Origin of the sequence: Tropicimonas isoalkanivorans, from assembly GCF_900112335.1 — a bacterium.
In the GTDB taxonomy this organism is placed as follows: Bacteria; Pseudomonadota; Alphaproteobacteria; order Rhodobacterales; family Rhodobacteraceae; genus Tropicimonas; species Tropicimonas isoalkanivorans.
In genome coordinates this window covers 185,474-208,458 of record NZ_FOLG01000009.1, presented here as the reverse complement: position 1 = coordinate 208,458, position 22,985 = coordinate 185,474, and the positions used below count along the sequence as shown (strand labels likewise).

The window sequence follows — 22,985 nt, the reverse complement described above, 5'->3', positions numbered from 1 at the left end:
TCAGTACCTGTAGTGGTCCGGCTTGAAGGGACCGTCGACGGTGACGCCGATGTAGTCGGCCTGTTCGGGGGAGAGTTCGGAGAGTCGGACGCCGATGCGGGCGAGGTGGAGGCGGGCGACTTTTTCGTCGAGGTGCTTGGGCAGGATGTAGACCTCGTTGCGGTAGTCGCCGCCGTTCCGCCACAGTTCCATCTGCGCCAGCACCTGGTTGGTAAAGGACGCCGACATCACGAAGCTGGGGTGGCCGGTGGCGTTGCCGAGGTTCAGCAGACGGCCCTCGCTGAGCAGGATCAGGCGGTTGCCGTTCGGCATCTCGATCATGTCCACCTGGTCCTTGATGTTGGTCCACTTCATGTTCTTCAGCGCGGCCACCTGGATCTCGTTGTCGAAGTGGCCGATGTTGCCGACGATGGCCATGTCCTTCATCGCCCGCATGTGCTCCAGGCGGATCACGTCGCGGTTGCCGGTGGTGGTGATGAAGATGTCGGCGGTCTCCACCGCGTCCTCCAGGCGGACAACCTCGTAGCCGTCCATCGCGGCCTGAAGGGCGCAGATCGGGTCGATCTCCGTCACCTTCACCCGGGCGCCGGCGCCCCGCAGAGACGCGGCCGAGCCCTTGCCCACGTCGCCGTAGCCGCAGACCACGGCCGTCTTGCCGGCCATCATGGTGTCGGTCGCGCGGCGGATGCCGTCCACCAGCGATTCCTTGCAGCCGTACTTGTTGTCGAACTTCGACTTGGTGACGCTGTCGTTGACGTTGATCGCCGGGAAGGGCAGCAGGCCCTTTTCCATCAGCTGGTAGAGGCGGTGCACGCCCGTGGTGGTCTCTTCCGAGACGCCCTTGATCATCTCGCGCTGGCGCACGAACCAGCCCGGCGTCTCCGCGATGCGCTTGCGGATCTGCGCGAAGAGGGCCGTCTCCTCCTCCGACTGGGGCGTGGCGATCAGGTCCGGCTCGCCCTCCTCGACCCGCGCGCCGAGCAGGATGTAGAGCGTCGCGTCCCCGCCATCGTCGAGGATCAGGTTCGCGCCGCCGTCGGGGAACTGGAAGATCCGGTCGGTGTAGGACCAGTATTCCTCCAGCGTCTCGCCCTTGACGGCGAAGACCGGCGTGCCGCCCGCGGCGATGGCGGCGGCGGCGTGGTCCTGGGTGGAGAAGATGTTGCAGGAGGCCCAGCGCACATCCGCCCCGAGCGCCACCAGCGTCTCGATCAGCACGGCGGTCTGGATGGTCATGTGCAGCGAGCCGGCAATCCGCGCCCCGCGCAGCGGCTGCGCATCGCCATATTCAGCCCGCAGCGCCATCAGACCCGGCATCTCCGTCTCCGCAATATCGAGCTCCTTGCGCCCGAAATCTGCCAGGGCAATATCCTTGATGATGAAATCCTGCGCCATGTGCGCTCCTTCGGATGCTGGAAATCGGTTTCGCGCTGACGTAGCACCGCGCTTGCCGGTCGGCAAGAATGCCGGTCCGGGACCTGAGAGGAAGGAATTCCGGTGGCCAAACCCGTTCGCGCCTGGCAACGCATGCTTTCCGGCCGCAGGCTGGACCTGCTCGACCCGACCCCGGTGGACATCGAGGTGGAGGACATCGCGCATGGTCTGGCCTTCGTCGCGCGGTGGAACGGGCAGACGATGGGGGATTTTCCCTATTCGGTGGCGGAGCATTCGTTGCTGGTGGAGGAGATCTTCGGCCGGATGCACCCTGACGCGCCGGTGAAATGGCGGCTGGCGGCGTTGCTGCACGACGCGCCGGAATACGTGATCGGCGACATGATCTCGCCGGTCAAGGCGGCTGTGGGGCCAAACTACGGGGCGCTGGACGAGCGGCTGACGGCGGCGATTCACATCCGGTTCGGCCTGCCGGCGCAGATTCCGGTGAGCGTGAAGAAGCAGATCAAGAAAGCCGACAAAATCAGCGCCTGGCTGGAGGCGACGCAGATCGCGGGGTTTTCGGAGGCAGAGTCGAACCGGTTTTTCGGGCGGCCCCGTGGGGACGTGATCGCGGGGCTGCACATTCACCTGCGCCCACCGGTTCAGGTGCGCGAGGAGTTCACCCGGCGCCACGCGGAGCTGTTGACCCGGCTATAGCGCGCAGGTCCGCCCCGCCTGGCCGGTGGCCGTCCGCCAGCCGACGAAAGCAGCGGGGTCGTAGGGGCGTTCGGCGAAGTAGAGCGTCGTGCCGTCCGCCCAGCGCGCGGCGCGCAGGCCGGTGCAGGCAGGCGCGACGGCGGCCGGACCGGTGCCCATCAGCTTGGACATCGCGACGACAGCCCCGGGCTCCGCGCGGCCGAAGCCGATTTCCCGCCCCGTCCCGCCGGCGGTGATGCCGCCATCGGTGAAGACCGGGTCGGCCACCTTCTCAATCCGGCCAGCGGGCGCGGGCGAGACGGAGGATGGGGCCGAGCCGCAGGCGGCCAGAACGAGACAACCGGCCGCGAGGGCCGGTTGCAGGTATGGGATGCGGCGCGCGGGCATGGTCTAGCGCGGGCTGCGCTTGGCGAGGATGCGCTGCAGCGTGCGGCGGTGCATGTTGAGCCGCCGGGCGGTCTCCGAGACGTTGCGGTCGCAGAGCTCGTAGACGCGCTGGATATGCTCCCAGCGCACGCGGTCGGCGGACATGGGGTTTTCGGGCGGCGGCGGCAGGTTGTCGCCGTCGGCCAGCAGTGCGGCGGTCACGTCGTTGGCGTCCGCCGGCTTGGAGAGATAGTCGGTGGCGCCGATTTTCACGGCGGCCACGGCCGTCGCGATGGCGCCGTAGCCGGTTAGCACGACCACGCGCGCATCGGGGCGCTTCTCGCGGATCGTCTCCACCACGTCGAGGCCGTTGCCGTCCTCAAGCCGCAGGTCGACCACGGCATAGGCGGGCGGGCGGGCGGTGGCGATGGCCTTGCCCGCCGCGACCGACAGCGCGGTCTCCGTCTCGAAGCCGCGCTTCTCCATCGCGCGGGCCAGGCGGCGCAGAAAGGGTTCGTCGTCGTCAACGATGAGGAGCGACCTGTCCTCTCCGATATCCTGCAATTCGCGCTCAGCCATCGAGGCCCTCCGGCAACCGTGTATTCCTTGGCGGAAACTAGTGTCATGTCGCCGCAGCGTCAAACAGTTGGCTTGAAGCGATTTTCCGCAGGGGTGTCGCAGTCACAACTTCTCGAGGAAGCACTGCACCTGGTCGGCGAGCTGTTCGCCTGTCAGTTCGCGCCGGAAGAAGGAGAGATATCCGGTCTCCGGCAGGACGAGGTAGGTGAAGGTGGAATGGTCGATGAGGTAGAACTCGTCTTCCGGGTCGCGGATGTTGAAGTACGTCCGATAGGCCTTCGACGCCGCGCGGATCTGCTCTTCCGAGCCGGTCAGGCCGAGCATGTCGGGGTGGATGTTGGCGGTGAAGTCGTCCATCGATTGCGCGTCGTCCCGGCCCCAGTCGACGGAGACGAAGACCGGCTGCACGTCGAATCCGCGCTCCTGGAGGAATTCCACCGCCTCGGCGTTGCGCACGGTGTCGAGCGGGCAGACGTCGGGGCAGTAGGTATAGCCGAAATAGAGCAGCGACGGCTTGGTGAAGATTTCCGCGTCCGTGACGGTCTCTCCGGTTTCGCTCACCAGCTCCAGCGGGCCGCCGATCGCGTCCTCGCCCCCGGCCATGACGCCTGTCCGGCACTCCGCGAAACGATCTGCCTCCGGGCGGGCAAGGACATAGACCACGCCGGCGAGCGCGACCGCCGCGACGCCAACAGCGGCGGCGGCGATGACAAGGCCACGGGATTTCATCGGATTACCTCCAGGACTTACGTTTGCCGACGCTCCCGGAGCAGGGTATCAACGGCGGCGATCCACCCGGACCCGAGATCAGGAGCGTTCATGGCTGACACTACATTCCCGGTATTCGACGGAATGTCGAGGAGCCACTGGGTCCGGCTTCATACGTTGATCGTGCTGCGCTGGGTGGCCATTGCCGGGCAGTTCGCGGCGATCCTGATTTCCACGGCTTTCTACGGGCTGCAACTCGACCTTGGCCTGTTCATCCTCGCGCTGGGGATCGCGGTCATCGTCAACCTGTTGGCCGTGTTCGTCTATCCGCAGAACAAGCGGCTGACGGAGCACGAGACGCTGCTCGCGCTGACGTTCGACCTTGCGCTGCTGTCCTTCCTGCTGTTCCTGGCGGGCGGGCTCAACAATCCCTTCGCGTTGCTGATGCTGGCGCCTGTCACCATTGCGGCAACGGCGCTGCGCCTGCCGTCGACGCTGATCGTCGGCGGAATGGCGGTGCTGCTCATCACGCTGCTGGGGTTCTTCTATGTGCCGCTGCGCGTGGAGGACGGATCGATCCTGGAAATGCCGGACATCTTCCGCTTTGGCTTCTGGACGGCGATCGTGATCGGCATCGCGTTTCTCGCGCTCTATGCGCGCCGGGTCGCCAACGAGATCAATTCCATGTCCGACGCGCTGGTGGCCACGCAGATGGCGCTGGCCCGGGAGCAGAAGCTGACCGACCTGGGCGGGGTGGTGGCGGCGGCGGCGCATGAACTGGGCACGCCGCTGGCGACGATCAAGCTGGTCAGTTCGGAGCTGATCGAGGAGCTGGAAGACGACGAGATGCTGCGGCAGGACGCGGAGTTGATCCGGGACCAGGCCGACCGCTGCCGCGACATCCTCCGTTCCATGGGCCGGGCCGGGAAGGACGACCTGCACATGCGCCACGCGCCGCTCGACACGGTGATCCGCGAGGCGGCCGAACCGCATCAGGAGCGCGGCAAGGAGATCCTGTTCGACGTGGCCCCAGGCCCCGGCGGCGACAGCCGGCAGCCCTCGGTCCAGCGGCGGCCGGAGATCATTCACGGGCTGCGCAACCTGGTGCAGAACGCGGTGGATTTCTCGGTCGATACCGTTTGGGTGGATGCCCGCTGGACCGACGACAAGATCATCATCCGAATCGCGGACGACGGGCGCGGCTTTCCCCCGCATGCCATCGGGCGCATCGGCGACCCCTTTATGCGCATCCGCAAGACGCAGGCGGAACGCGCCCGGCGGCCGGAATACGAGGGCATGGGTCTGGGGCTGTTCATCGCCAAGACGCTGCTGGAGCGGTCGGGGGCGCAGCTGACCTTTTCCAACGGGGCAGACCCGTTCCTGACAGAATCGGAGCGCCCTGCCCGCAGCGGCGCCATCGTGGAGGTGATGTGGCCGCGCGCCGGTTTGTCCATCGAGTCCGCGGATGGCGAAGGTTTGGGGGAAAATGAACGCATTCCCATCACTTGAGCCATCTTCCTGCGGCGCGGGACCGCGGCCTTAACGTCGGATTAACCATTGGCGGTGAACGCTCCGAGCTAGAAACGGCTGGAAGACGCGTGTGATTATGGGGATGTTTGACCTCTCGCTTGGACTGGTTCTCGTGGTTTCGTCCTTTGGTACGGCGGCGGTGGCGCTCTACCTGATGGGCCACCTCATGCCCTCCCGAAAGGTAAGCTGGACGCCCATCGAGCAGATGGGCGAGCGCGTGGTTTTCCTGTTTCGCGACAAGGAGCTGGTGGACGCCACCCCCGATGCCCGCGCGCTGCTGGAAACGGGGGCCGGGTTCCTGGAGGAATGGCCGCGGCTGATCGCCTTGCTGGAGGACCGCTTCCCTTCCCTCGCGGTCGAGATCGGCAAGCTGGGCGAGGCGCAGTGGATCGAGCTGACCGACCCGGAGACCGGCGACCGGGTGGAGGCCGAATGGCGGGGCGGGCTGGCCCGGATCGTTCTGATATCGGGAACGGGCGCGCAGGCCGGTGCGCGGGAGCCCGACCGGCTGCATCAGGAGGCGCTCGCCAGTGAATTGAAGACGCTGCGCGGCGTGGTCGACGATGCGCCGATGCTGGTGTGGAAGGAGGATGCGACCGGGGCCGTCCGCTGGGCGAACGCCGCCTATGTCAACCTGGTGCGGCGAATCTCGGAGAGCCCGGGTGCCATCGGCTGGCCCCTGCCCCGGCTGTTCGACCAGCGCCCCATCGGTCCCGACATGGCCGAACCCCCGCGGCGGCTGTCTATCACGGTGCCCAACTGCGAGGAGCCGCTGTGGTTCGACAGCTACGACGAGGCGCAGGAAGACGACACGCTGATCTTTGCCCTGCCCGCCGACAAGCTGGTGAAGGCGGAAACCTCGCTCAGGGAGTTCGTGCAGACGCTGACCAAGACCTTCGCGCACCTGCCCACCGGGCTTGCGGTGTTCGACCGGAAACGGCGGCTGGCCCTGTTCAACCCGGCGCTGACGGACCTGTCGGGCCTGGAGCCGGTGTTCCTGAGCAGCCGGCCGAGCCTGTTCGAGTTCCTCGATCAACTGCGGGACAGCCGGCGCATGCCGGAGCCGAAGAACTACAAAACGTGGCGCCGGCAGATCACCGACCTGGAGAGCGCGGCGTCCACCGGCACCTATCAGGAGACGTGGTACCTGCCCTCCGGACAGACCTTTCGCGTCACCGGGCGGCCGCATCCCGACGGCGCGCTGGCGTTCCTGTTCGAGGACATCAGCGCCGAGATCGCGCTGACGCGGCGGTTCCGGTCCGAGCTGGAGCTGGGGCAATCGGTTCTGGACGCGGTGGACGAGGCGATTGCGGTCTTTTCCTCCGCCGGGGTGATGATCCTGTCGAACCGCGCCTATCGCGAGATGTGGGACCACGACCCCGACGCGAGCCTCGCCGATACCGGCGTGGTTCAGGCGACCGCGCTGTGGCAGACGCTTTGCCACCCGACCCCCGTCTGGGGCGACCTGCGGGACTTCGTGGGGGACGGGGGCGAACGGGCGGAGTGGACGGCGGAGGTGCGGCGGCTCGACGGGAAACGGCTGACCTGCCGGTTCACGCCGCTGACCGGGCACGCCACGCTGGTGGGATTCTCCCATGTGCAGAGCCACCGCAGCCTCGCCTCGCCGTCCAAGATCTGGGTGAAGGTGCCGGCGACGGGGCGGTGAGTCCGGCCGCGCCGGACCCCTGCGATGGCGGTTGCGGGCGGGGCGCAGAACGCTAGTGTGCGGGGCATGAACCGCACCGCCCCCGACCGCCTCGACATGCGCCTGACCCTTCCCGGTCCCGACGCGACGGACGCGCTGGGCCGGGCGCTGGCGGGAGGGCTGCGGGCGGGGGACACGCTGCTGCTTTCGGGGCCCATCGGCGCGGGCAAGAGCCACCTCGCCCGGGCGATCATCCTGGCGATGATGGACCGGACGGGCACCCCGCGCGAGGATGTCCCGTCGCCGACCTACACGCTGGTGCAAACCTACGAGCTGGACGGGGTGGAGGTCTGGCACGCGGATCTCTATCGCCTGAGCGGGCCGGACGAGATCTGGGAATTGGGGCTGGATGCCGCGTTCGACTCCGCGATCTGTCTGGTCGAGTGGCCCGATCGGCTCGCGCAGGCCGCGCCCGAGGCGGCGCTGCGCATCGATCTTGCCGCCGACCCCGAGACCGACGGGCGCATGGCGCGTCTGACGGCGACGTCGCCGCGGTGGGACGCACTGCGAAATGACCTTTCAGCCACCGGAGCGCCCACATGACCCGGCAGGCGGCCCGCGACGCCTTCCTGAGGCGCGCCGGATGGGGCGGGGCCGAGGCTGCGCCGCTGGCAGGAGACGCCTCCACCCGCCGGTACGAACGGCTGGCGCGCGGTGCGGAGACGGCCATCCTGATGGACGCCCCGCCCGACCGTGGCAACGATGTCGAGCCCTTCGTCCGCATCGCCGGCCATCTGACGTCGTTCGGCCTGTCCGCCCCGAGGGTGCTGGCGGAGGATCGGGCGGAGGGGTTCCTGCTCCTCGAGGACCTTGGCGATGCGTTGCTGGCGCGGCTGGTGGCGGAGACCCCGGCCGATGAGACCGCGCTTTATGCTGCGGCCACGGATCTGCTGGTGGCGCTTCACCGGCACCCCGCCCCGCCCGACCTGCCACGCCCCGGGCCGAAGGACATGGCGCAGGCGGTGGACTTGGCGTTGACGTGGTACGCGCCCGGCTGCGGGCGGGAGACCTCCGCCGCAGAAGTAGAGCGCTGCGTTGCGCTGGTGGCGCAGGCGCTCGCGGACCTGCCGGTCGAAGCGCCGGTCGTGGCGCTCCGCGATTTCCATGCCGAGAACCTGATCTGGCTGCCGGAGCGGTCGGGGCCGGCGAAGGTCGGGCTGCTGGACTTTCAGGACGCCTTCGCGGGCCGACGCGCCTACGACCTTGTGTCCCTGCTGGAGGACGCGCGACGGGACGTGCCGCCGCCCGTGCGCGCCGCCATGATCGACCGCTACATCGCCGCGAGCGGCTGCGACGCCGACGCGTTCCGCCTGAGCGCCGACGTTGTCGCGGCGCAGCGGAATCTGCGCATCCTCGGCGTCTTCGCGCGGTTGGCGATGCATTTCGGCAAGCCGAAATACGTGGACCTCATCCCCCGCGTCTGGGCGCACCTGCAGGGCGACCTGGCCCACCCGGCGCTGGCGGAGCTGGCGGCGTTCCTGGCGGACACCCTGCCCGACCCGACCCCCGACCGACTGGAAAGGATACGACACGCATGCGGGACACACCCGACGCCGTGATGCTGTTCGCTGCCGGGTTCGGCACCCGGATGGGCGACCTGACCCGGACGCGCCCGAAACCGCTGCTGCCGGTGGCCGGCCGCTGCCTGCTGGATCACGCGCTGGATCTGACGGCCGCGGCAGGTGCACGGCGGCGCGTGGTCAATACGCATTACCTCGGCGAGCAGGTGGCCGACCACCTTGCGGACCGCCCCGACGTGCAGATCTCCCACGAAACGCCGGAGGTGCTGGACACCGGCGGCGGGCTGCGACAAGCCCTGCCGCTGCTGGGTTCCGGGCCGGTCTTCACGCTCAACACGGATGCTGTCTGGACGGGGCGTAACCCGTTGGAAACGCTTCGGTCTGCTTGGCGGCCGGAGGATATGGACGGGCTGCTGTTGTTGGTTCCGGCGGAGCGGGCGCGGGGCCACGCCGGACATGGGGATTTTCTGAGTGACGCGAATGGCCGTATCCAGCGCGGACCGGGCGCGGTCTATACCGGCGCGCAAATCCTGCGGACGGAGATGTTGTCGGAGATCCGGGAGTCCGCGTTTTCGCTGAACGTCGTGTGGGACAGAATGCTGGCGCAAGGCCGCCTGTTCGGGACGGTGCATTCCGGCGGCTGGTGCGATGTGGGGCGGCCGGACAGCATTCCGCTGGCCGAGGCGATGCTGGCGGAGGCGGCCGATGCCTGAGACGGAGGCGCGCCTGTATGGTCTCGCGCCGGGAGTCCCCTATGCCGAGGCGCTGATCGACGGCCTTGCGCGGCGCCTGCCGGCGGAGGACCCGGTCGCCTGGGCGCGGGTGACGATCTTCGCCAACAGCGGGCGGATGCGACGGCGCATCCGGGAGGTGCTGGACGCCGGGCCGCCGCGCCTGCTGCCCCGGCTGCGGCTGATTTCGGACCTGTCGGACGATCCCGGCTTTCCACAGATCCCCCCTGCCCTGCCGCCGCTACACCTGCGGCTGGACCTTGCGGAGCTGATCCTGCAACTGATCGAGCGGGACCCGGACCAGGCGCCGCGCGCGGCGGCGTTCCAACTGGCCGACAGCCTTGCCGCGTTGATCGACGAGATGCATGGGCAGGGAGTGGGGGTGGAGGCGCTGGCGGAACTGGATGTGGGCGCCTTTGCCGAGCACTGGAAGCGCGGGCGGGCCATCGTTGAGGCCGCGTTCACCCATTTCGGGGCGCGGCCGGGGGAACTGCCCGGGCCGGAGGCGCGGTTACGCCGTGTGGTGGAGGCGCTGACCCGCCGGTGGGAGAAGGAGCCGCCGGAGGGCCCGGTGGTGATCGCGGGGTCCACCGGGTCGCGCGGGCCGTCGAACCTGCTCCTGCAGGCGGTGGCGCGGCTGCCGCAGGGGTACGTGGTGCTGCCGGGGTACGATTTCGACCAGCCGGGGCCGGTGTGGGCGGCGCTCGACGCGACGCTTCAGGGGGAGGATCACCCGCAGTTCCGCTTTCGCGCGCTGATGCGGGCGCTGGATGTGCAGCCGGCAGACGTGCGGCGCTGGTCGGAGGCCCCTGCCCCGGCCCCCGAGGGCAACCGGTTGATTTCGCTGGCCCTTCGCCCAGCGCCGGTAACCGATCAGTGGCGGGCGGAGGGGCGGCACTTGTCCGGGATTGCGGAGGCGACCGACCGGCTGACGCTGTTGGAGGCGCCCTCGCAACGGGCGGAAGCGGCGGCGATTGCCCTGCGCCTGCGGCAGGCGGTGGAGGATGGTCAGGCGGCTGCGCTCATCACCCCGGACAGGATGCTGACCCGCCGCGTCGCCGCCGCGCTGCAACGCTGGGGGATCGAACCGGACGACAGCGCGGGGGAGCCGCTGCACCAGGCCGCGCCGGGGCGGTTCCTGCGCCATGTTGCGGCGCTGTGGCTGGCGCCGCCTGACCTTCCGGCGTTGCTGACGCTGCTCAAGCACCCGTTGACCGTCTCCACCGACGGCCTGCGGGGGCCGCATTTGCGGTGGACGCGGGAATTGGAGCTGTGGCTGCGCCGCGAGGCGGTGGCGCGGCCCGAGGGGGCGGACCTGATCCGGTGGGCTGCGCGGAGCCGGACGGACGATGGCCGCCGCGATTGGGCCGATTGGCTTGCGGGCCTGCTCGCCGAGGTTCGCCCCGGTGGCGCGGTTTCGCTGGAGGCGCACATCGCGCGGCACATGGCGCTGGCCTGCGCGCTGGCGGCAGGGCCTGCGGCGCGTGGCACGGGGCGCATCTGGGAGGGGCGCGCAGGCGAGGCGGCGCAGGTCGCGATGGCCGATCTGGCGGCGGCAAGTGGCCGGGGCGGCGCGCTTCTGGCGCGGGACTACCTGAGCCTGCTTCAGTCTCACCTGGGCGCGCGGACGGTGCAGGACCCCAACCGCCCGCATCCCGGCGTGATGATCTGGGGCACGCTGGAAGCGCGGGTGCAGAGTGCGGAGCTGACGATCCTGGCGGGGCTCAATGACGGGACGTGGCCCGATCTGCCGGGGCCGGACACGTGGTTGAACCGGCAGATGCGGGCGGAGGCCGGGTTGCTGCTGCCAGACCGGCGGATCGGGCTGGCGGCGCATGACTTCCAGATGGCAGTTGCCGCGCCCGAAGTCATGCTGACCCGCGCCACCCGCAACGAGGAAGCCGAGACGGTGCCCTCGCGCTGGCTGAACCGGCTGGTCAACCTGCTCGACGGCATCGGCCCGGAGAGCGCGGGGGCGCTGGAGCGGATGCGCGGGCGGGGGCGGCGCTGGCTGGCCCTGGCGGGGGAGATCGACCGGCCTGCCGCGCCGGAGCCGCCGGTTCGCCGCCCCTCCCCTCGCCCGCCGGTTGCGGCGCGGCCGAGGGAGCTGGCGGTGACGCGGATCACGACGCTGATCCGGGACCCGTATGCGATCTATGCGCAGTACATCCTGCGGTTGCGCCCGTTGGCGCCGCTCGCGCCGGCGGCCGATGCCCGGCTGCGCGGCACCGCGTTGCACCGGATCATGGAGGCGTTCATCGCCTGCCGCGAAGACTGGCAGGGGGACGATGCGGCCGCCCGGGACCGCCTGTCGGAGATCGGCTGGCAGGTGCTCCGCGAGGCGACCCCCCTGCCCTCCATGCAGGCCCTTTGGCACGCGCGGTTGATGGCGGTGGCCGACCGGCTGATTGCGGGGGAGATGGTGCGGCTTGCGGAGGGCACGCCGGTGCTGACGGAACGGTCGGGCCACGTGGATCTGGCCGGGCTGGACTTCCGCCTGACGGCGAAGCCGGACCGGATCGACCGGCTGGTGGACGGCCGCTACACGATCCTCGACTACAAGTCCGGCAAGCCGCCCACCGACAACGAGGTCAAACATTTCGAGAAACAGCTGCCATTGCAGGGCGCGATGCTGGAACGCGGGGGGTTCGCGGCGATCGGGACCGGGGATCTGGCCGGGCTGGGGTATATCGGGCTGTCCGTCGCGGGCGGCGACCGGATGCTGAAGCTGGAGGACGAGGATGGCCGCCTGCCCGACGTCACCTGGGAGCGGCTGCACGAGTTGATCGCCCGCTACCGCCGGCCAACGCAGGGCTACACGGCGATCCGGGCGGCGCAGATGACCAACTTTGCCGGCGATTACGACCACCTCGCCCGCTTCGGGGAATGGAACCTGACCGAAGATCCGGCGCCGGAGCCTGTCGGCCCTGATGAGGAGGCCGCGCCATGACCGCCCACGGCATCGACGACGCCACGCGGCACCAGATGACCGCCGCGGACCCGCGCAGCTCCACCTGGCTTTCGGCGAACGCGGGGTCCGGGAAGACGCGGGTGCTGACCGACCGGGTGGCGCGGCTGTTGCTGGACGACGTGCCGCCGCAGAACATCCTGTGCCTGACCTATACCAAGGCCGCCGCGTCGGAGATGCAGAACCGCCTGTTCCAGCGGCTCGGCGATTGGGCGATGCGGGAGGACGTGGACCTGCGTACGGCGCTGGGCCAGCTCGGCGTTGAGCATGCGCTCAGCGCGGAGACGCTGGCCAAAGCGCGGCGGCTGTTCGCGCGGGCGATCGAGACGCCGGGTGGGCTGAAGATACAGACGATCCACTCCTTCTGCGCCGGTCTGCTGCGGCGGTTTCCACTGGAGGCGGGCGTCAGTCCGGGCTTCACCGAACTGGACGAGGAGGCCACCGCATCGTTGCAGACGGAGGTGCTCGATACGGTCGCGGAGCACAACCCAGAGGTGTTTGCGGAGGTCGCGGCACTCGTGGGGGACGCGGACTTGACGGGACTCGCCTCCGAGATCTCCGCGCACCGGACGCTTTTCCCGGCACGGCCGGACCGGAACGCGGTGCTGGCGCTTTTCGACCTTCCGGCGGGGTTCGACGCCGAGACGGCACTGGCGGAGGTGCTGGCAGACGTTGACGCGGGAGAATTGCGGGCGCTCGCGGGCGAATTGGCGCGCCAGACGGCGACCACGAAAAAGGTTGCGGAGTCCATTTTCTCCATTCTTTCCAATGGACTGGATCAATCCGGGTACGATGCACTCGCGGATCTGTTGCTCCGCAAGGCCGACGGACAGCCGAAATCGAACGTCGTAAGCGCGAAGCGGCGGGCGGAGCTTGGCCCGCTGGAGACGGTCTTCGACGAGCTTTGTGCGCGGGTGTCGAACGCCGCCGGGCGGCTGAAGGCGCTGGAGGCGGCGCGGCGGACGTTGGCGCTCTACCGTTTCGCGGCGGCCTTCCTGCCGGAATATGCGCGGCGGAAGGACGAGGGCGGGTGGCTCGACTTCGACGACCAGATCGAACGCGCCGAGGCGCTATTGGCGCAACCGGAGGTTGCAGATTGGGTCCTCTACAAGCTCGACGGTGGCATCGATCACATCCTTGTGGACGAGGCGCAGGACACGAGCCCGCTGCAATGGCAGGTCATCGAGCATCTGACGCGGGAGTTTACGTCCGGCGCGGGGAGCGCCGAGGTTGGGGACCGGTCGATCTTTGTCGTGGGGGATTTGAAGCAGTCGATCTATTCCTTCCAGGGGGCCGACCCGGCGGGCTTCATCCGGATGCGCCAAGCGTTTGCCGACCGGCTGGAAGCCATCGACCTGCGGCTGCAACAGCTTGAACTAAAATACTCTTTCCGCTCTTCGGGCGAGATCCTTCGGGCGGTGGACTGCACGTTCGGGCAGGGCGATCTGCGCGGGATGGGGGATGCGGTGAGCCATATCGCCTTCAAGGGCAAGATGCCCGGCCGGGTGGATTTGTGGCCGTTGGAGGAGAAAAGCGAGAAGGCCGACGACGACCGGCTGTGGTACGACCCGGTCGATCACGTGAGCGACGAGCATCACACGGTGCGTCTGGCCCGCAAGGTGGCGGCGCAGGTGCGGGAGATGGTGCGCTCCGGGTTCCTCTGGGAGGAGGCGGAGGGCGCGTTTCGCGAGCGTCCGATCACCGAGGGGGACGTGCTCATCCTCGTGCAGAGCCGGGGGCCGCTGTTCCACGAGATCATCCGGGCCTGCAAGGTCGAAGGGCTGGAGGTGGCCGGCGCGGACGTGCTGAAGCTGGGCGAGGAGCTGGCGGTGCGGGACATTCGGGCGCTGCTGTCGTTCCTGTCGACACCGGAAGACGACCTGTCGCTTGCCGCAACCCTGCGCTCGCCGCTGTTCGGATGGAGCGAGGCGGAGCTTTACGATCTGGCGACCGAGCGGGGGCCGCATGAGTTCGTCTGGCAGGCCTTGCGGCGGCGACAGGAGGAATTTGCAGGCACCCACGCGGTGCTGCGGGACCTGCGCGACCTCACCGACTACTTGCGGCCCTACGACCTGATCGAACGGCTGCTGACACGGCACGACGGACGGCGGCGGTTGGTGGCGCGGCTGGGGGAGGAGGCCTCGGACGGGATCGACTCGCTGCTGGCTCAGGCGCTGGACCTGGAGCAGGCCGAGCCGCTGTCGCTGACCGGGTTTCTGGCGCGGATGGAGGGGGCCGACGTCAAGGTCAAGCGGCGGGCGGAGGGGCGCGGCGCAAAGATCCGCGTGATGACCGTACATGGGGCCAAGGGATTGGAATCGCCCATTGTTATCCTGCCGGACACCGGCTTTCGCAAGACGCCGCGCGAGTTCAAGGGGCGGCTGCTGCCGGGGCCGGACGGGGTGCCGTGCTGGTCGATGCCGCAGGCGGAAGGCCCGGCCAACGCGAGCGCGTGGAAGCAGGCGGCCGTCGCGCGGCAGTTGGAGGAGGCGCAGCGGCTGCTCTACGTGGCGATGACGCGGGCGGAGCAATGGCTGATCGTGGCGGCGGCGGGGGATCTCGGCACGGCGGGGGACAGTTGGTACGAGCAGATCGACGCCGGGTTGCGGGCGATGGACGCGGCGGAGCACGACTTCGGTGGCGGCAACGGGCTGCGGCTGGAATCGGCCCACTGGGTGGAGGGCCGGCGGCCGGAGGCGGGTGTGTCGGAAGCGGGGTCTTCGGTGGATCTGCCGGACTGGCTTCACCGGCCGGTGGAGGCGCCGCAGCGACCGGACGGGACACTGTCGCCCTCCGACCTCGGCGGTGCGAAGGTTCTGCCGGGGGAACCGAGGGCCGGCGGAGGGCTGGACGAGGCGGCGGCGAAGCTGCGGGGGACGCGGATTCACCTGCTGCTGGAACACCTTGCGGGGCAGGGGCCGGAGAGCCGGGCGGGCCTGGCGGGGCGTTTGCTCGGCCCGGACCTTGACGAGCCGGAGCATGGGCCCTTGCTGGCGGAGGCCGCGGGCGTTCTGGATCGGCCGGACCTCGCCCGCCTGTTCGGGCCGGAGAGCCTTGCGGAGGTTCCGATCACCGCGAGCCTCGCCGAACTCGGAGGGCGGCGGATCCATGGCACGATCGACCGGCTGGTGTTCAACGGCGCACAGATTCTTGCAGTCGACTTCAAAACCAACGCCCTGGTGCCCGCTTCGGCGGAGCACACGCCCGAGGGCCTGCTGCGACAGATGGGGGCCTATGCCTCTGCTTTGGAACAGATTTTTCCGGGGCGGGAGATCGAGACGGCAATCCTTTGGACTCGCGCGGCGCAGTTGATGCCGCTGCCGGAGGCGCTGGTCCGGGCGGCGCTGCTGCGCGCGGCATCACCTTGACGCTCAACCGGGGGCTGCTTACGTTCCATCTCCAACGCGTGACGCCGAGGAGAAACCAGATGGCAACCGTCCCCGTGACAGACGACAGCTTCGACGCTGATGTGAAGAACTCCGATATCCCCGTCGTGGTGGATTTCTGGGCCGAGTGGTGCGGTCCGTGCAAGCAGATCGGCCCGGCGCTCGAGGAGCTTGCCGAGGAATACGAAGGCAAGATCAAGATCGCCAAGGTGAATGTCGACGAGAACCCGAACTCGCCGGCCCAGATGGGCGTGCGTGGCATTCCGGCGCTGTTCCTGTTCAAGGACGGGCAGGTGGTGTCCAACAAGATTGGTGCCGCGCCGAAGGCCGCGCTGAAGGCCTGGATCGACGAGTCGATCTGAGGCGGGTCCGTTTCGACCGATCCGAGACGACGAGGGGCGCTGCGGCGCCCTTTTTCGTGGGCAGACGCAACGGTGCCACCTGGCACGATTTTTCGGCCGATACTCGCCCCCGCCAAGCGGTGCGCAAGCCGGTTGAGGGGCAGGGCGGGAGGGCCCATATAGGGGCGGACGAAGTGGAGACGAATATGGCCGACAGCGATTTTCCCGGCTGGCACGGGACGACGATCATCGGAATCAGGAAGGGCGACGAGGTGGTCGTCGCGGGCGACGGGCAGGTGAGCCTGGGCCAGACGGTGATCAAGGGAACCGCCCGCAAGGTGCGCCGGCTCAGCCCGGGTGGGCAGGATGTGGTCTGCGGCTTTGCAGGCTCCACGGCCGATGCCTTCACGCTGCTGGAGCGGCTGGAAGCGAAGCTGGAGGCGACGCCGGGCCAGTTGCAGCGCGCGGCGGTGGAGCTGGCGAAGGACTGGCGCACGGACAAGTACCTGCAGAAGCTCGAAGCGATGCTGATCGTGACGGATGGCAAGGAGCTTCTGATCATCACCGGAGCGGGGGACGTGCTGGAACCCGAGCATGGCATTGCCGCCATTGGATCGGGCGGCAACTATGCGCTCGCCGCTGCCCGGGCGATGATCGAGGGCGACATGGGCGCGGAAGAGATCGCGCGCAAGGCGATGGCGATCGCAGCAGACATCTGCGTCTATACCAACGGAAATCTGACGGTCGAGCGCATCGCGCGCTGACCTCCGGGGCCAGAGCATAGAGGGGAGGGCGTCCAGCGCATCGCGGCGCGGCGCCCTCTTGCCATTTCCGCCGTCCGATGCTTGGTATTTGCTGTCGGCGGAGCTGCGGCAACGCGGTTCCGCAAGTTCCGGCAAGGCGACTGTCGCCTTCACCCTAGCGCAGGTTTGGACGCTTCGCCCGGCATGCATTTCGTCGTCTTTGTCAACGGACTCCTGTTGCTCGGCATGGGCGGCCTCATGGGCCTGACCGGGCTGGCCTATTCCGGGACGCGCGGCGTTTTTCTGGAGGCGGCGCTGCTCTCCGCCTTTGTCGGCGGCTTGCTGTGCATCGCCTCCTCCGCGCGCAGGGGGCACCTGCACCGGCTGCACTCCTTCGTGCTGACCAGCAGCGCGTGGGTGACCGCCGCGGCCGCCGGGGCGTTGCCGCTCTGGCTCTGGCACATGACCGCGACCGACGCCTTTTTCGAAGCGATGTCGGGTATCACCACCACTGGATCGACGGTCATGATCGGGCTCGACACGACCGAGCCGGGCATTCTGATCTGGCGGGCGATCCTGCAATGGCTGGGGGGCATCGGGTTCATCGTGGTGGGCATCGCACTGCTGCCGATCATGCGCGTGGGCGGGATGCAGCTGTTCCGCACGGAAAGCTCCGAACACGGCGAGAAGGAATTCGCCAGCGCAGCCCGTTTCGCGCTGGCCACGATCTGGGTCTATGCGGGGCTGACGGTATCCTGCACCCTGGTCTACACCTTCGGGGGGATGACCGGGTTCGAAGCCATCGTGCACGCGATGACGACGGTCTCCACGGGGGGTTACTCCACGTCGGACGCGTCCTTCGGGCATTTCCAGAGCGGCTACCTGCAATGGTCGGGCACCCTGTTCATGCTGGCGGGCGCGCTGCCGTTTTCCTGGTATATCAGGCTGTTGCATCGCAGGCGGGTGCGGAGCGAGCAGGTGCAGTGGCTGGTGAGCATGCTGGTGGTCGTGATCCTGATCCTGACCGCGTGGCACGTTCTGGCGAATGGCAGTCCGGTGCTCGAAACCCTGCGGCTCGTCGCGTTCAACGTGGTGTCGGTCGTCACCACGACGGGCTATGCGACGACGGATTACACCACCTGGGAGCCGTTCGTGACGGTCGCGTTCCTGAGCCTGACGGCGGTTGGTGGCTGCACGGGGTCCACCGCGGGAGGTGCGAAGATGATGCGTTGGATTATCTGCGTCCGCAGCTTCGCGTCCGAGATCAAGCGCATCCGGTTCCCCAGCGGCATCGTCACCGTAAAATACGATGGGAAGCCCATCGACTGGGGCGTGCAGAGCGGGGTCATGACGTTCCTCGTGCTGTACTGCTCCACGATCTTCTGGATCGCGATGGCGCTCGATTTCTACGGGCTCGACCTGTCGACCGCGATCAGCGGCGCGTTGACCGCCGTGGCGAACGTCGGGCCGGGGATCGGCGACATCATCGGGCCGGCGGGCAACTTCTCGTCCTTGCCGGACGGGGCGAAGTGGGTCCTCTCCTTCGGCATGTATGCGGGGCGGCTGGAGATCCTGACGGTTTATGTGTTGCTCTTCCCGAAGTTCTGGGGAGCGATGGCGTAGGGCTCAGCAGCCCGCCCGACGCATGGGGCGGCGGCTCATGGTTGTATCGGACGTCGAATCGTCAATAGTGGGCTCGTCCCAAAGTCTTGCAGGTGTTTTCATGGCCAACGCGCATCGTACATTCGCCGTCATCGGCCTGGGCACCTTCGGCTCGACCGTCGCAAAGGAACTGGCGCGGTTTGGCGACTACGTCATCGGAGTCGACATCAGCGAACGCGCGGTGGCCGCGGTGGCCGACGACATTTCCTATGCCGTGATCGCCGACGCGCGCGACGAGGCCGCCCTGCGCGAGACCGGGTTGGGGGACTGCGACGTGGCGCTGATCGCGATTGGCGAGGATCTGGAATCCAACGTTCTGGCCACGATCAACGCCCGGATGGTGGGGGTGAAGACGGTCTGGGCGAAGGCGATCAACCGGACGCACCACCGCATTCTGAGCAAGCTCGGCGCGGAACGGGTGATCCTGCCGGAGGAGGAAGTGGGGCTGAGTATCGCGCAGGTGCTCCACAATCCACGGATGCGGAATTTCCTGAGTATGGGCAATGGCTTCCACGTGGTGAACTTCATCGTCCCGGAAAAGCTCGAAGGCAAGGCGCTGGTTGACCTTGCGCTGATGGACAAGTTCAAGCTGCGCAGTCTCGGTGTGATGCGGGGGACGGATTTCCTCGGGGGGGATGCGGAAAACCCGACGCTGAAGGCTGAGGACAAGCTGATCCTGCTCGGCCGGCGCGGCGACCTTCGCGACTTCGCCGCGAGCCTCTGACATGGCGCGCAAGCCCCGTCGGAAGCTGTTTCCGCCCGCGCCGCCGGTGCTGCTGGCCGCGCTCTACAGCTCGTTGATCCTGCTTGGTACGGCGCTCTTGATGCTGCCCATCGGGACGACGCGGCCGATCAGTATCGGTGATGCCCTGTTCACGGCGACCTCGGCGGTCACGGTGACGGGGCTGTCGGTCGTGGATGCGGGAACCGACCTGACGTTGTTCGGCCAGATCGTCGTGCTCGTGCTGATACAGATCGGCGGGGTCGGGCTGATGACCTTTGCCGTGCTTCTGCTGTCCACTCTGGGGGTCCGGATCGGCACGCCGTCCCGGAACGTGCTGCGGGAGGACCTGAACCAGGGCACTGCGCACGACCTCATGGGGCTCGCGGGGTCGGTGCTGCGGATCTCCCTCGTGGTGGAAGCGGCGGGGCTGGTGGTGCTCGCCACCGTCTTCGTGCCGGAAATGGGGGTGGTGCGCGGGCTGTGGTACGCGCTGTTTCACACGGTGTCGGCCTTCAACAATGCCGGATTCGGGCTCAGGGCCGACAGCCTTGCGCCGTGGGTGGCGAACCCGGTCATCAACATCGCGGTGCCGGCGCTCTTCATGATCGGGGGGCTCGGCTTCGTCGTGATCAGCGAACTCGTGGAAAAACGGCGCTGGCGGACGCTGAGCCTGCATTCCAAGCTGATGCTGCTGGGCTCAGCGTTCCTTACCATCGGCGGCATGATCGCGTTCGCCGTGCTGGAATGGACCAACCCGGCGACGCTGGGCGGGCTGGAGACAACCGGCGCGAAGGTGACCGCGAGCTGGTTCCAGTCCGTCACGACGCGGACGGCGGGGTTCAGCACGCTCGATCTGGCGCATATTCACGACAGCACCGCGCTGGTGATGATTTCGCTGATGCTGGTGGGCGGCGGCAGCGCTTCCACCGCCGGCGGGATCAAGGTGACGACGCTGATGGTGGCCCTGCTGGCGACGGTGGCGTTCTTTCAGCGGAGCGCGCCGAATGCCTTCGGGCGGCGGATCGGGCAGGAACAGGTGCTGAAGGTGATGGCGCTGACGACGATTGCGATGCTGACGATGCTGTCGGGCTTGTTCTTCGTGTCGATCTCTCACGATGGGGACTTCCTCGACCTCGCGTTCGAGATCGCCTCGGCCTTCGGCACCACGGGGCTCAGTCGCGGGGCGACGGGCAAGCTCGACGACATCGGGCGTACGGTGGTGATCTTCCTGATGTTCATGGGCCGGGTCGGACCGCTGACCTTCGGGTACCTGCTGGCGACACGGCAGCCGCCGCGCGTGAAGTTTCCCGAGGGGCGAGTGCACCTGGGTTAAGGAAGCGACCCCGTCCGCAGGAGGCGGACCTTCAGGCCACCGTGGGCGATGGGCGGGCCGGGCGGCTCAAAGGGCAGGGAGGTGGCCTTCGCCAGGCCCATGTCGGTCGTGATCAGCCCGACGCGCCAGCCGGAAAACCGCTCGCGCAGAACCTCCCCGAGACTGCCGTAGAGGGCGAAGAGCGGCTTGCGGTTGCCGATGCGGGCGCCATAGGGCGGGTTGACCATGACGAGGCCCGGCGGACCATCGGGACGGGGCAGGTCGCCGATGGGGCGAGTGGCGAAGTCGGTCCACTCCGCCACGCCAGCGCGCTCGGCGTTGGCCTGGCTCATCCGGATCGCACCGGCATCCCGGTCGGAGCCGTAGAACCGCGCGGCCGGGGTCCGAGGGGCGGAGGCCGCGCGGATCGCCTGCCATTGCGCGGGGTCGAAGCTTGCAAGCTGCTCGAAAGCGAAGCTGCGGGCACGGCCGGCGTCGAAACCAGCGGCGATTTCGGCGGCCTCGATGACGAAGGTGCCGGAGCCGCACATCGGGTCCAGCACCGGCTCCGCGCCGGTGAACCCGCACTCCCGGAGCAGAAGGGCGGCCATGGTTTCGCGCAGGGGCGCCTTGCCGACGGCTTCCTTGTGGCCCCGTTTGTGCAGGGAGGGGCCGGAGGTGTCCACGGAGATGGTGCAGAGGTTGTCGTCGATGCGGACCTTGACTTGCACCGGAGCGGTTTCGGAAATCGGCGCGCCCAGGGTCTCCGAGATGGCGCGCTCGATCCGCTCGGCGGCGGCGCCCTGGTGGTAGATTTTCGAGCGGTGGCAGGCGACCTCCACCCGGACGGGAACGTCAGGGCGGAGCGTCTCGGCCCACGGGAACTTGCGGGCGCGCTTGTCCAACTGCGCGAGGTGGAAGGCGCGGAAGCTGCCGAGGCGGGCCAGAACGCGGGTGGCGCCGCGCAGCTTGAGGTTCGCGCGCCAGACGTCGGGCCAGCCGCCACGAAATTCGACGCCGCCTGGAACGGCAGTGGCATCGAAGCCCAAATCGCGGGCCTCGGCGCAGAGCGCCGGTTCGAGGCCGGGAAGAGCGACGAGGAAGATATCGAGGTCGGGGGCGGTCATGGCGCCTCTATGGGCGCGCGCTGCGGGAATGGCAACGGACAGTGTGGCCCGCGATGCGCCTGCCGTTGTGGGCGGATCGCCGGTCAATCCGGGCGAAAGACAGGGGCGCTAGCGCGCCCAGCTTTGCCAGGCCGCATGGGAGCCGGCGAAGACGTTGATGTCGATCGGCCCCGGAACGCCGTCGATGGCGCCGGTACCGGTGTACTGCCAGAACGTCCAGCGTGCGCCGGGATAGGTCTCGCGCGGGTGGCCGGCGACGGAGCGGAGCCAGAATTCGGTGCCGGGCAGGCGGCCGATGTCAGTGTCGCGCCAGAAATCCACCGTGGTGTAGACGATGGGGCGGCGGCCATAGTGGCGCTCCAGGATATCGAGGAAACGGTCGGCCTCGGCGCGGACGGTGGCACCATCGGGGCGCACTCGGCAGGTGGGGGAGCGGTGATTCCACTCCATGTCCAGCACGTGGGGCAGGCCCGACTCGTTGCGCGGCACGTTGGCGATGAACCAGCGCGCCTGCTCGGCGGCCGGAGCGCAGAAATAGTAATAATGGTAAGCCGCGCGCGGAATCCCGGCCCGGGCGGCGCCGCGCCAGTGGGTGGCGAATTTGGGATCGAGTTCCTCCACGCCCTCCGTCGCCTTGATGAAGACGAAGGACACGCCGGCGGCGCGGGCACGATACCAGTCGATGTCACCCTGCCAGCGCGATACGTCGATGCCGTGCACCGGGTAGTTCACGGGCCGGCGCCCCTGCCAGTCGTGCGGGTCGTGGTCGCCGAAGGTCGGGTGGGCGACCTCGATCGGGCGGAGCGCAGAGGTTGAGACGGTGGCCGTCTGGCGCGTGCCGCCGCCGCAGGCCGCGAGAAATGAGGCAGCAAGGAGCAGGAAGATCGTAGACCGCATCGGCAGGCTCTCCCGGGTGGCCGCGCGGACGGTGCGTCCGCTTTGGGTCATTTGAATCGCCGCGGGCCAGTCTGGCAAGGGGGCACGGCGGGGATTGCCGTGGGAAACCGCGTCACGTGTCCGGGGCGGCCCCGTTGGCCTGCCAGACCTCCGCGATGCGGGGCAGGCTCTGCTCGATCCAGTCGGCCAGGGCGCGGACATGCTGCGCCGCCTCCCGCCCCAGCGGGGTGAGGCTGTACTCGACGCGAGGCGGAACCTCGTCGTAGGAGCGGCGGAGGACGAGACCGTCCTTCTCGAGGTTTTGCAGCGTTTGCGCCAGCATCCGTTCGCTCACACCGCCGACGGCGCGGCGCAGGTCGCTGAACCGGTGAGTTCCGGTTTCCAGCACGATCAGCACAAGCACGCCCCAACGGCTGGTGACATGCTTCAGGACCTCGCGGGAGGGGCACTTTTCGGCGAGCAGATCGCCCCGGCGCAGCTTGGCCGAGAGCGGTTCGGGCCGGATTTCGGTCGGGTGGGTCGACATTTTTTAACACTAACAAATTTGTACGTACTTACGAAAGGTAAGTGATCTCGTTATGTAGCGCAAGACCGA

The 22,985-nt window shown here is 68.4% G+C and carries 20 protein-coding genes; 13 read left to right on the top strand and 7 right to left on the bottom strand.

Annotated features, from left to right (window positions below):
• Positions 1-1,395, bottom strand: a complete 1,395-nt coding sequence (gene ahcY / locus BM075_RS15350; RefSeq protein WP_093361573.1) for an adenosylhomocysteinase — start codon at positions 1,393-1,395, stop codon at positions 1-3.
• A gap of 102 nt (positions 1,396-1,497) precedes the next feature.
• Between ahcY and BM075_RS15345 the strand changes: the two genes are divergently transcribed.
• Positions 1,498-2,091 (top strand): HD domain-containing protein, encoded by a 594-nt coding sequence (locus tag BM075_RS15345; protein WP_093361572.1) that lies wholly within the window; start codon positions 1,498-1,500, stop codon positions 2,089-2,091.
• On the opposite strand, the gene BM075_RS15340 is transcribed toward BM075_RS15345, so the two are convergent.
• From BM075_RS15340 to BM075_RS15330, 3 genes are all read right to left on the bottom strand, one after another.
• Complete coding sequence (locus BM075_RS15340) at positions 2,086-2,478, bottom strand: hypothetical protein (protein WP_093361571.1); 393 nt, start codon at positions 2,476-2,478, stop codon at positions 2,086-2,088. The genes BM075_RS15345 and BM075_RS15340 overlap by 6 nt on opposite strands.
• A 3-nt stretch (positions 2,479-2,481) precedes the next feature.
• A complete protein-coding gene (locus BM075_RS15335; RefSeq protein ID WP_093361570.1) occupies positions 2,482-3,036 on the bottom strand; it encodes an ActR/PrrA/RegA family redox response regulator transcription factor in 555 nt (184 codons plus the stop codon).
• A 102-nt stretch (positions 3,037-3,138) separates the two neighbouring features.
• Complete coding sequence (locus tag BM075_RS15330) at positions 3,139-3,765, bottom strand: SCO family protein (RefSeq protein ID WP_093361569.1); 627 nt, start codon at positions 3,763-3,765, stop codon at positions 3,139-3,141.
• Positions 3,766-3,855: 90 nt separating this feature from the next.
• Here BM075_RS15330 and regB point away from each other — a divergent pair, with 90 nt between their 5' ends.
• The 12 genes from regB (at position 3,856) to BM075_RS15270 (ending at position 20,387) form a co-directional block, all read left to right on the top strand.
• On the top strand, positions 3,856-5,253 hold the full coding sequence (gene regB, locus BM075_RS15325; RefSeq protein ID WP_093361568.1) for a sensor histidine kinase RegB: 1,398 nt from the start codon (positions 3,856-3,858) through the stop codon (positions 5,251-5,253).
• Positions 5,254-5,350: 97 nt separating this feature from the next.
• Positions 5,351-6,940: a PAS-domain containing protein gene (locus tag BM075_RS15320; RefSeq protein WP_093361567.1), complete on the top strand. Its 1,590-nt coding sequence runs from the start codon at positions 5,351-5,353 to the stop codon at positions 6,938-6,940.
• A 66-nt stretch (positions 6,941-7,006) separates the two neighbouring features.
• Positions 7,007-7,522, top strand: coding sequence for a tRNA (adenosine(37)-N6)-threonylcarbamoyltransferase complex ATPase subunit type 1 TsaE (tsaE, locus tag BM075_RS15315; RefSeq protein WP_177208370.1), 516 nt, complete (start codon positions 7,007-7,009; stop codon positions 7,520-7,522).
• The gene (locus BM075_RS15310; protein WP_093361566.1) at positions 7,519-8,538 is read left to right on the top strand and encodes an aminoglycoside phosphotransferase family protein; all 1,020 of its coding nucleotides are present in this window, start codon (positions 7,519-7,521) and stop codon (positions 8,536-8,538) included. Before tsaE ends, BM075_RS15310 begins: the two co-directional genes overlap by 4 nt.
• Entirely contained in the window at positions 8,514-9,212 is a 699-nt protein-coding gene (locus tag BM075_RS15305; protein ID WP_093361565.1) for a nucleotidyltransferase family protein, read from the top strand. The genes BM075_RS15310 and BM075_RS15305 overlap by 25 nt, the downstream gene beginning before the upstream one ends.
• Positions 9,205-12,180 carry a double-strand break repair protein AddB gene (addB, locus tag BM075_RS15300; protein ID WP_093361564.1) on the top strand — a complete coding sequence of 992 codons (2,976 nt, stop codon included), beginning with the start codon at positions 9,205-9,207 and terminating at the stop codon, positions 12,178-12,180. The genes BM075_RS15305 and addB overlap by 8 nt, the downstream gene beginning before the upstream one ends.
• Entirely contained in the window at positions 12,177-15,566 is a 3,390-nt protein-coding gene (gene addA, locus BM075_RS15295; protein WP_093361563.1) for a double-strand break repair helicase AddA, read from the top strand. Before addB ends, addA begins: the two co-directional genes overlap by 4 nt.
• Positions 15,567-15,625: 59 nt before the next feature.
• Positions 15,626-15,946 (top strand): thioredoxin, encoded by a 321-nt coding sequence (trxA, locus tag BM075_RS15290; protein ID WP_089234604.1) that lies wholly within the window; start codon positions 15,626-15,628, stop codon positions 15,944-15,946.
• A gap of 185 nt (positions 15,947-16,131) precedes the next feature.
• On the top strand, positions 16,132-16,689 hold the full coding sequence (gene hslV, locus BM075_RS15285) for an ATP-dependent protease subunit HslV (RefSeq protein WP_093361562.1): 558 nt from the start codon (positions 16,132-16,134) through the stop codon (positions 16,687-16,689).
• Positions 16,690-16,872: 183 nt separating this feature from the next.
• Positions 16,873-18,291: a TrkH family potassium uptake protein gene (locus tag BM075_RS15280; RefSeq protein ID WP_093361561.1), complete on the top strand. Its 1,419-nt coding sequence runs from the start codon at positions 16,873-16,875 to the stop codon at positions 18,289-18,291.
• 100 nt (positions 18,292-18,391) lie between these two features.
• Complete coding sequence (locus BM075_RS15275) at positions 18,392-19,054, top strand: potassium channel family protein (RefSeq protein WP_093361560.1); 663 nt, start codon at positions 18,392-18,394, stop codon at positions 19,052-19,054.
• 1 nt (position 19,055) lies between these two features.
• Complete coding sequence (locus BM075_RS15270; RefSeq protein ID WP_177208369.1) at positions 19,056-20,387, top strand: TrkH family potassium uptake protein; 1,332 nt, start codon at positions 19,056-19,058, stop codon at positions 20,385-20,387.
• Here BM075_RS15270 and BM075_RS15265 read toward each other — a convergent pair.
• The 3 genes from BM075_RS15265 to BM075_RS15255 all read right to left on the bottom strand — a co-directional run bounded on the left by BM075_RS15265 (position 20,384) and on the right by BM075_RS15255 (position 22,916).
• A complete protein-coding gene (locus tag BM075_RS15265; RefSeq protein ID WP_093361559.1) occupies positions 20,384-21,493 on the bottom strand; it encodes a THUMP domain-containing class I SAM-dependent RNA methyltransferase in 1,110 nt (369 codons plus the stop codon). The genes BM075_RS15270 and BM075_RS15265 overlap by 4 nt on opposite strands.
• A 108-nt stretch (positions 21,494-21,601) precedes the next feature.
• Positions 21,602-22,390, bottom strand: coding sequence for a glycoside hydrolase family 25 protein (locus BM075_RS15260; protein WP_093361586.1), 789 nt, complete (start codon positions 22,388-22,390; stop codon positions 21,602-21,604).
• Between the two features lie 112 nt (positions 22,391-22,502).
• Positions 22,503-22,916, bottom strand: coding sequence for a winged helix-turn-helix transcriptional regulator (locus BM075_RS15255; protein ID WP_093361558.1), 414 nt, complete (start codon positions 22,914-22,916; stop codon positions 22,503-22,505).
• Positions 22,917-22,985: the final 69 nt, after the last annotated feature.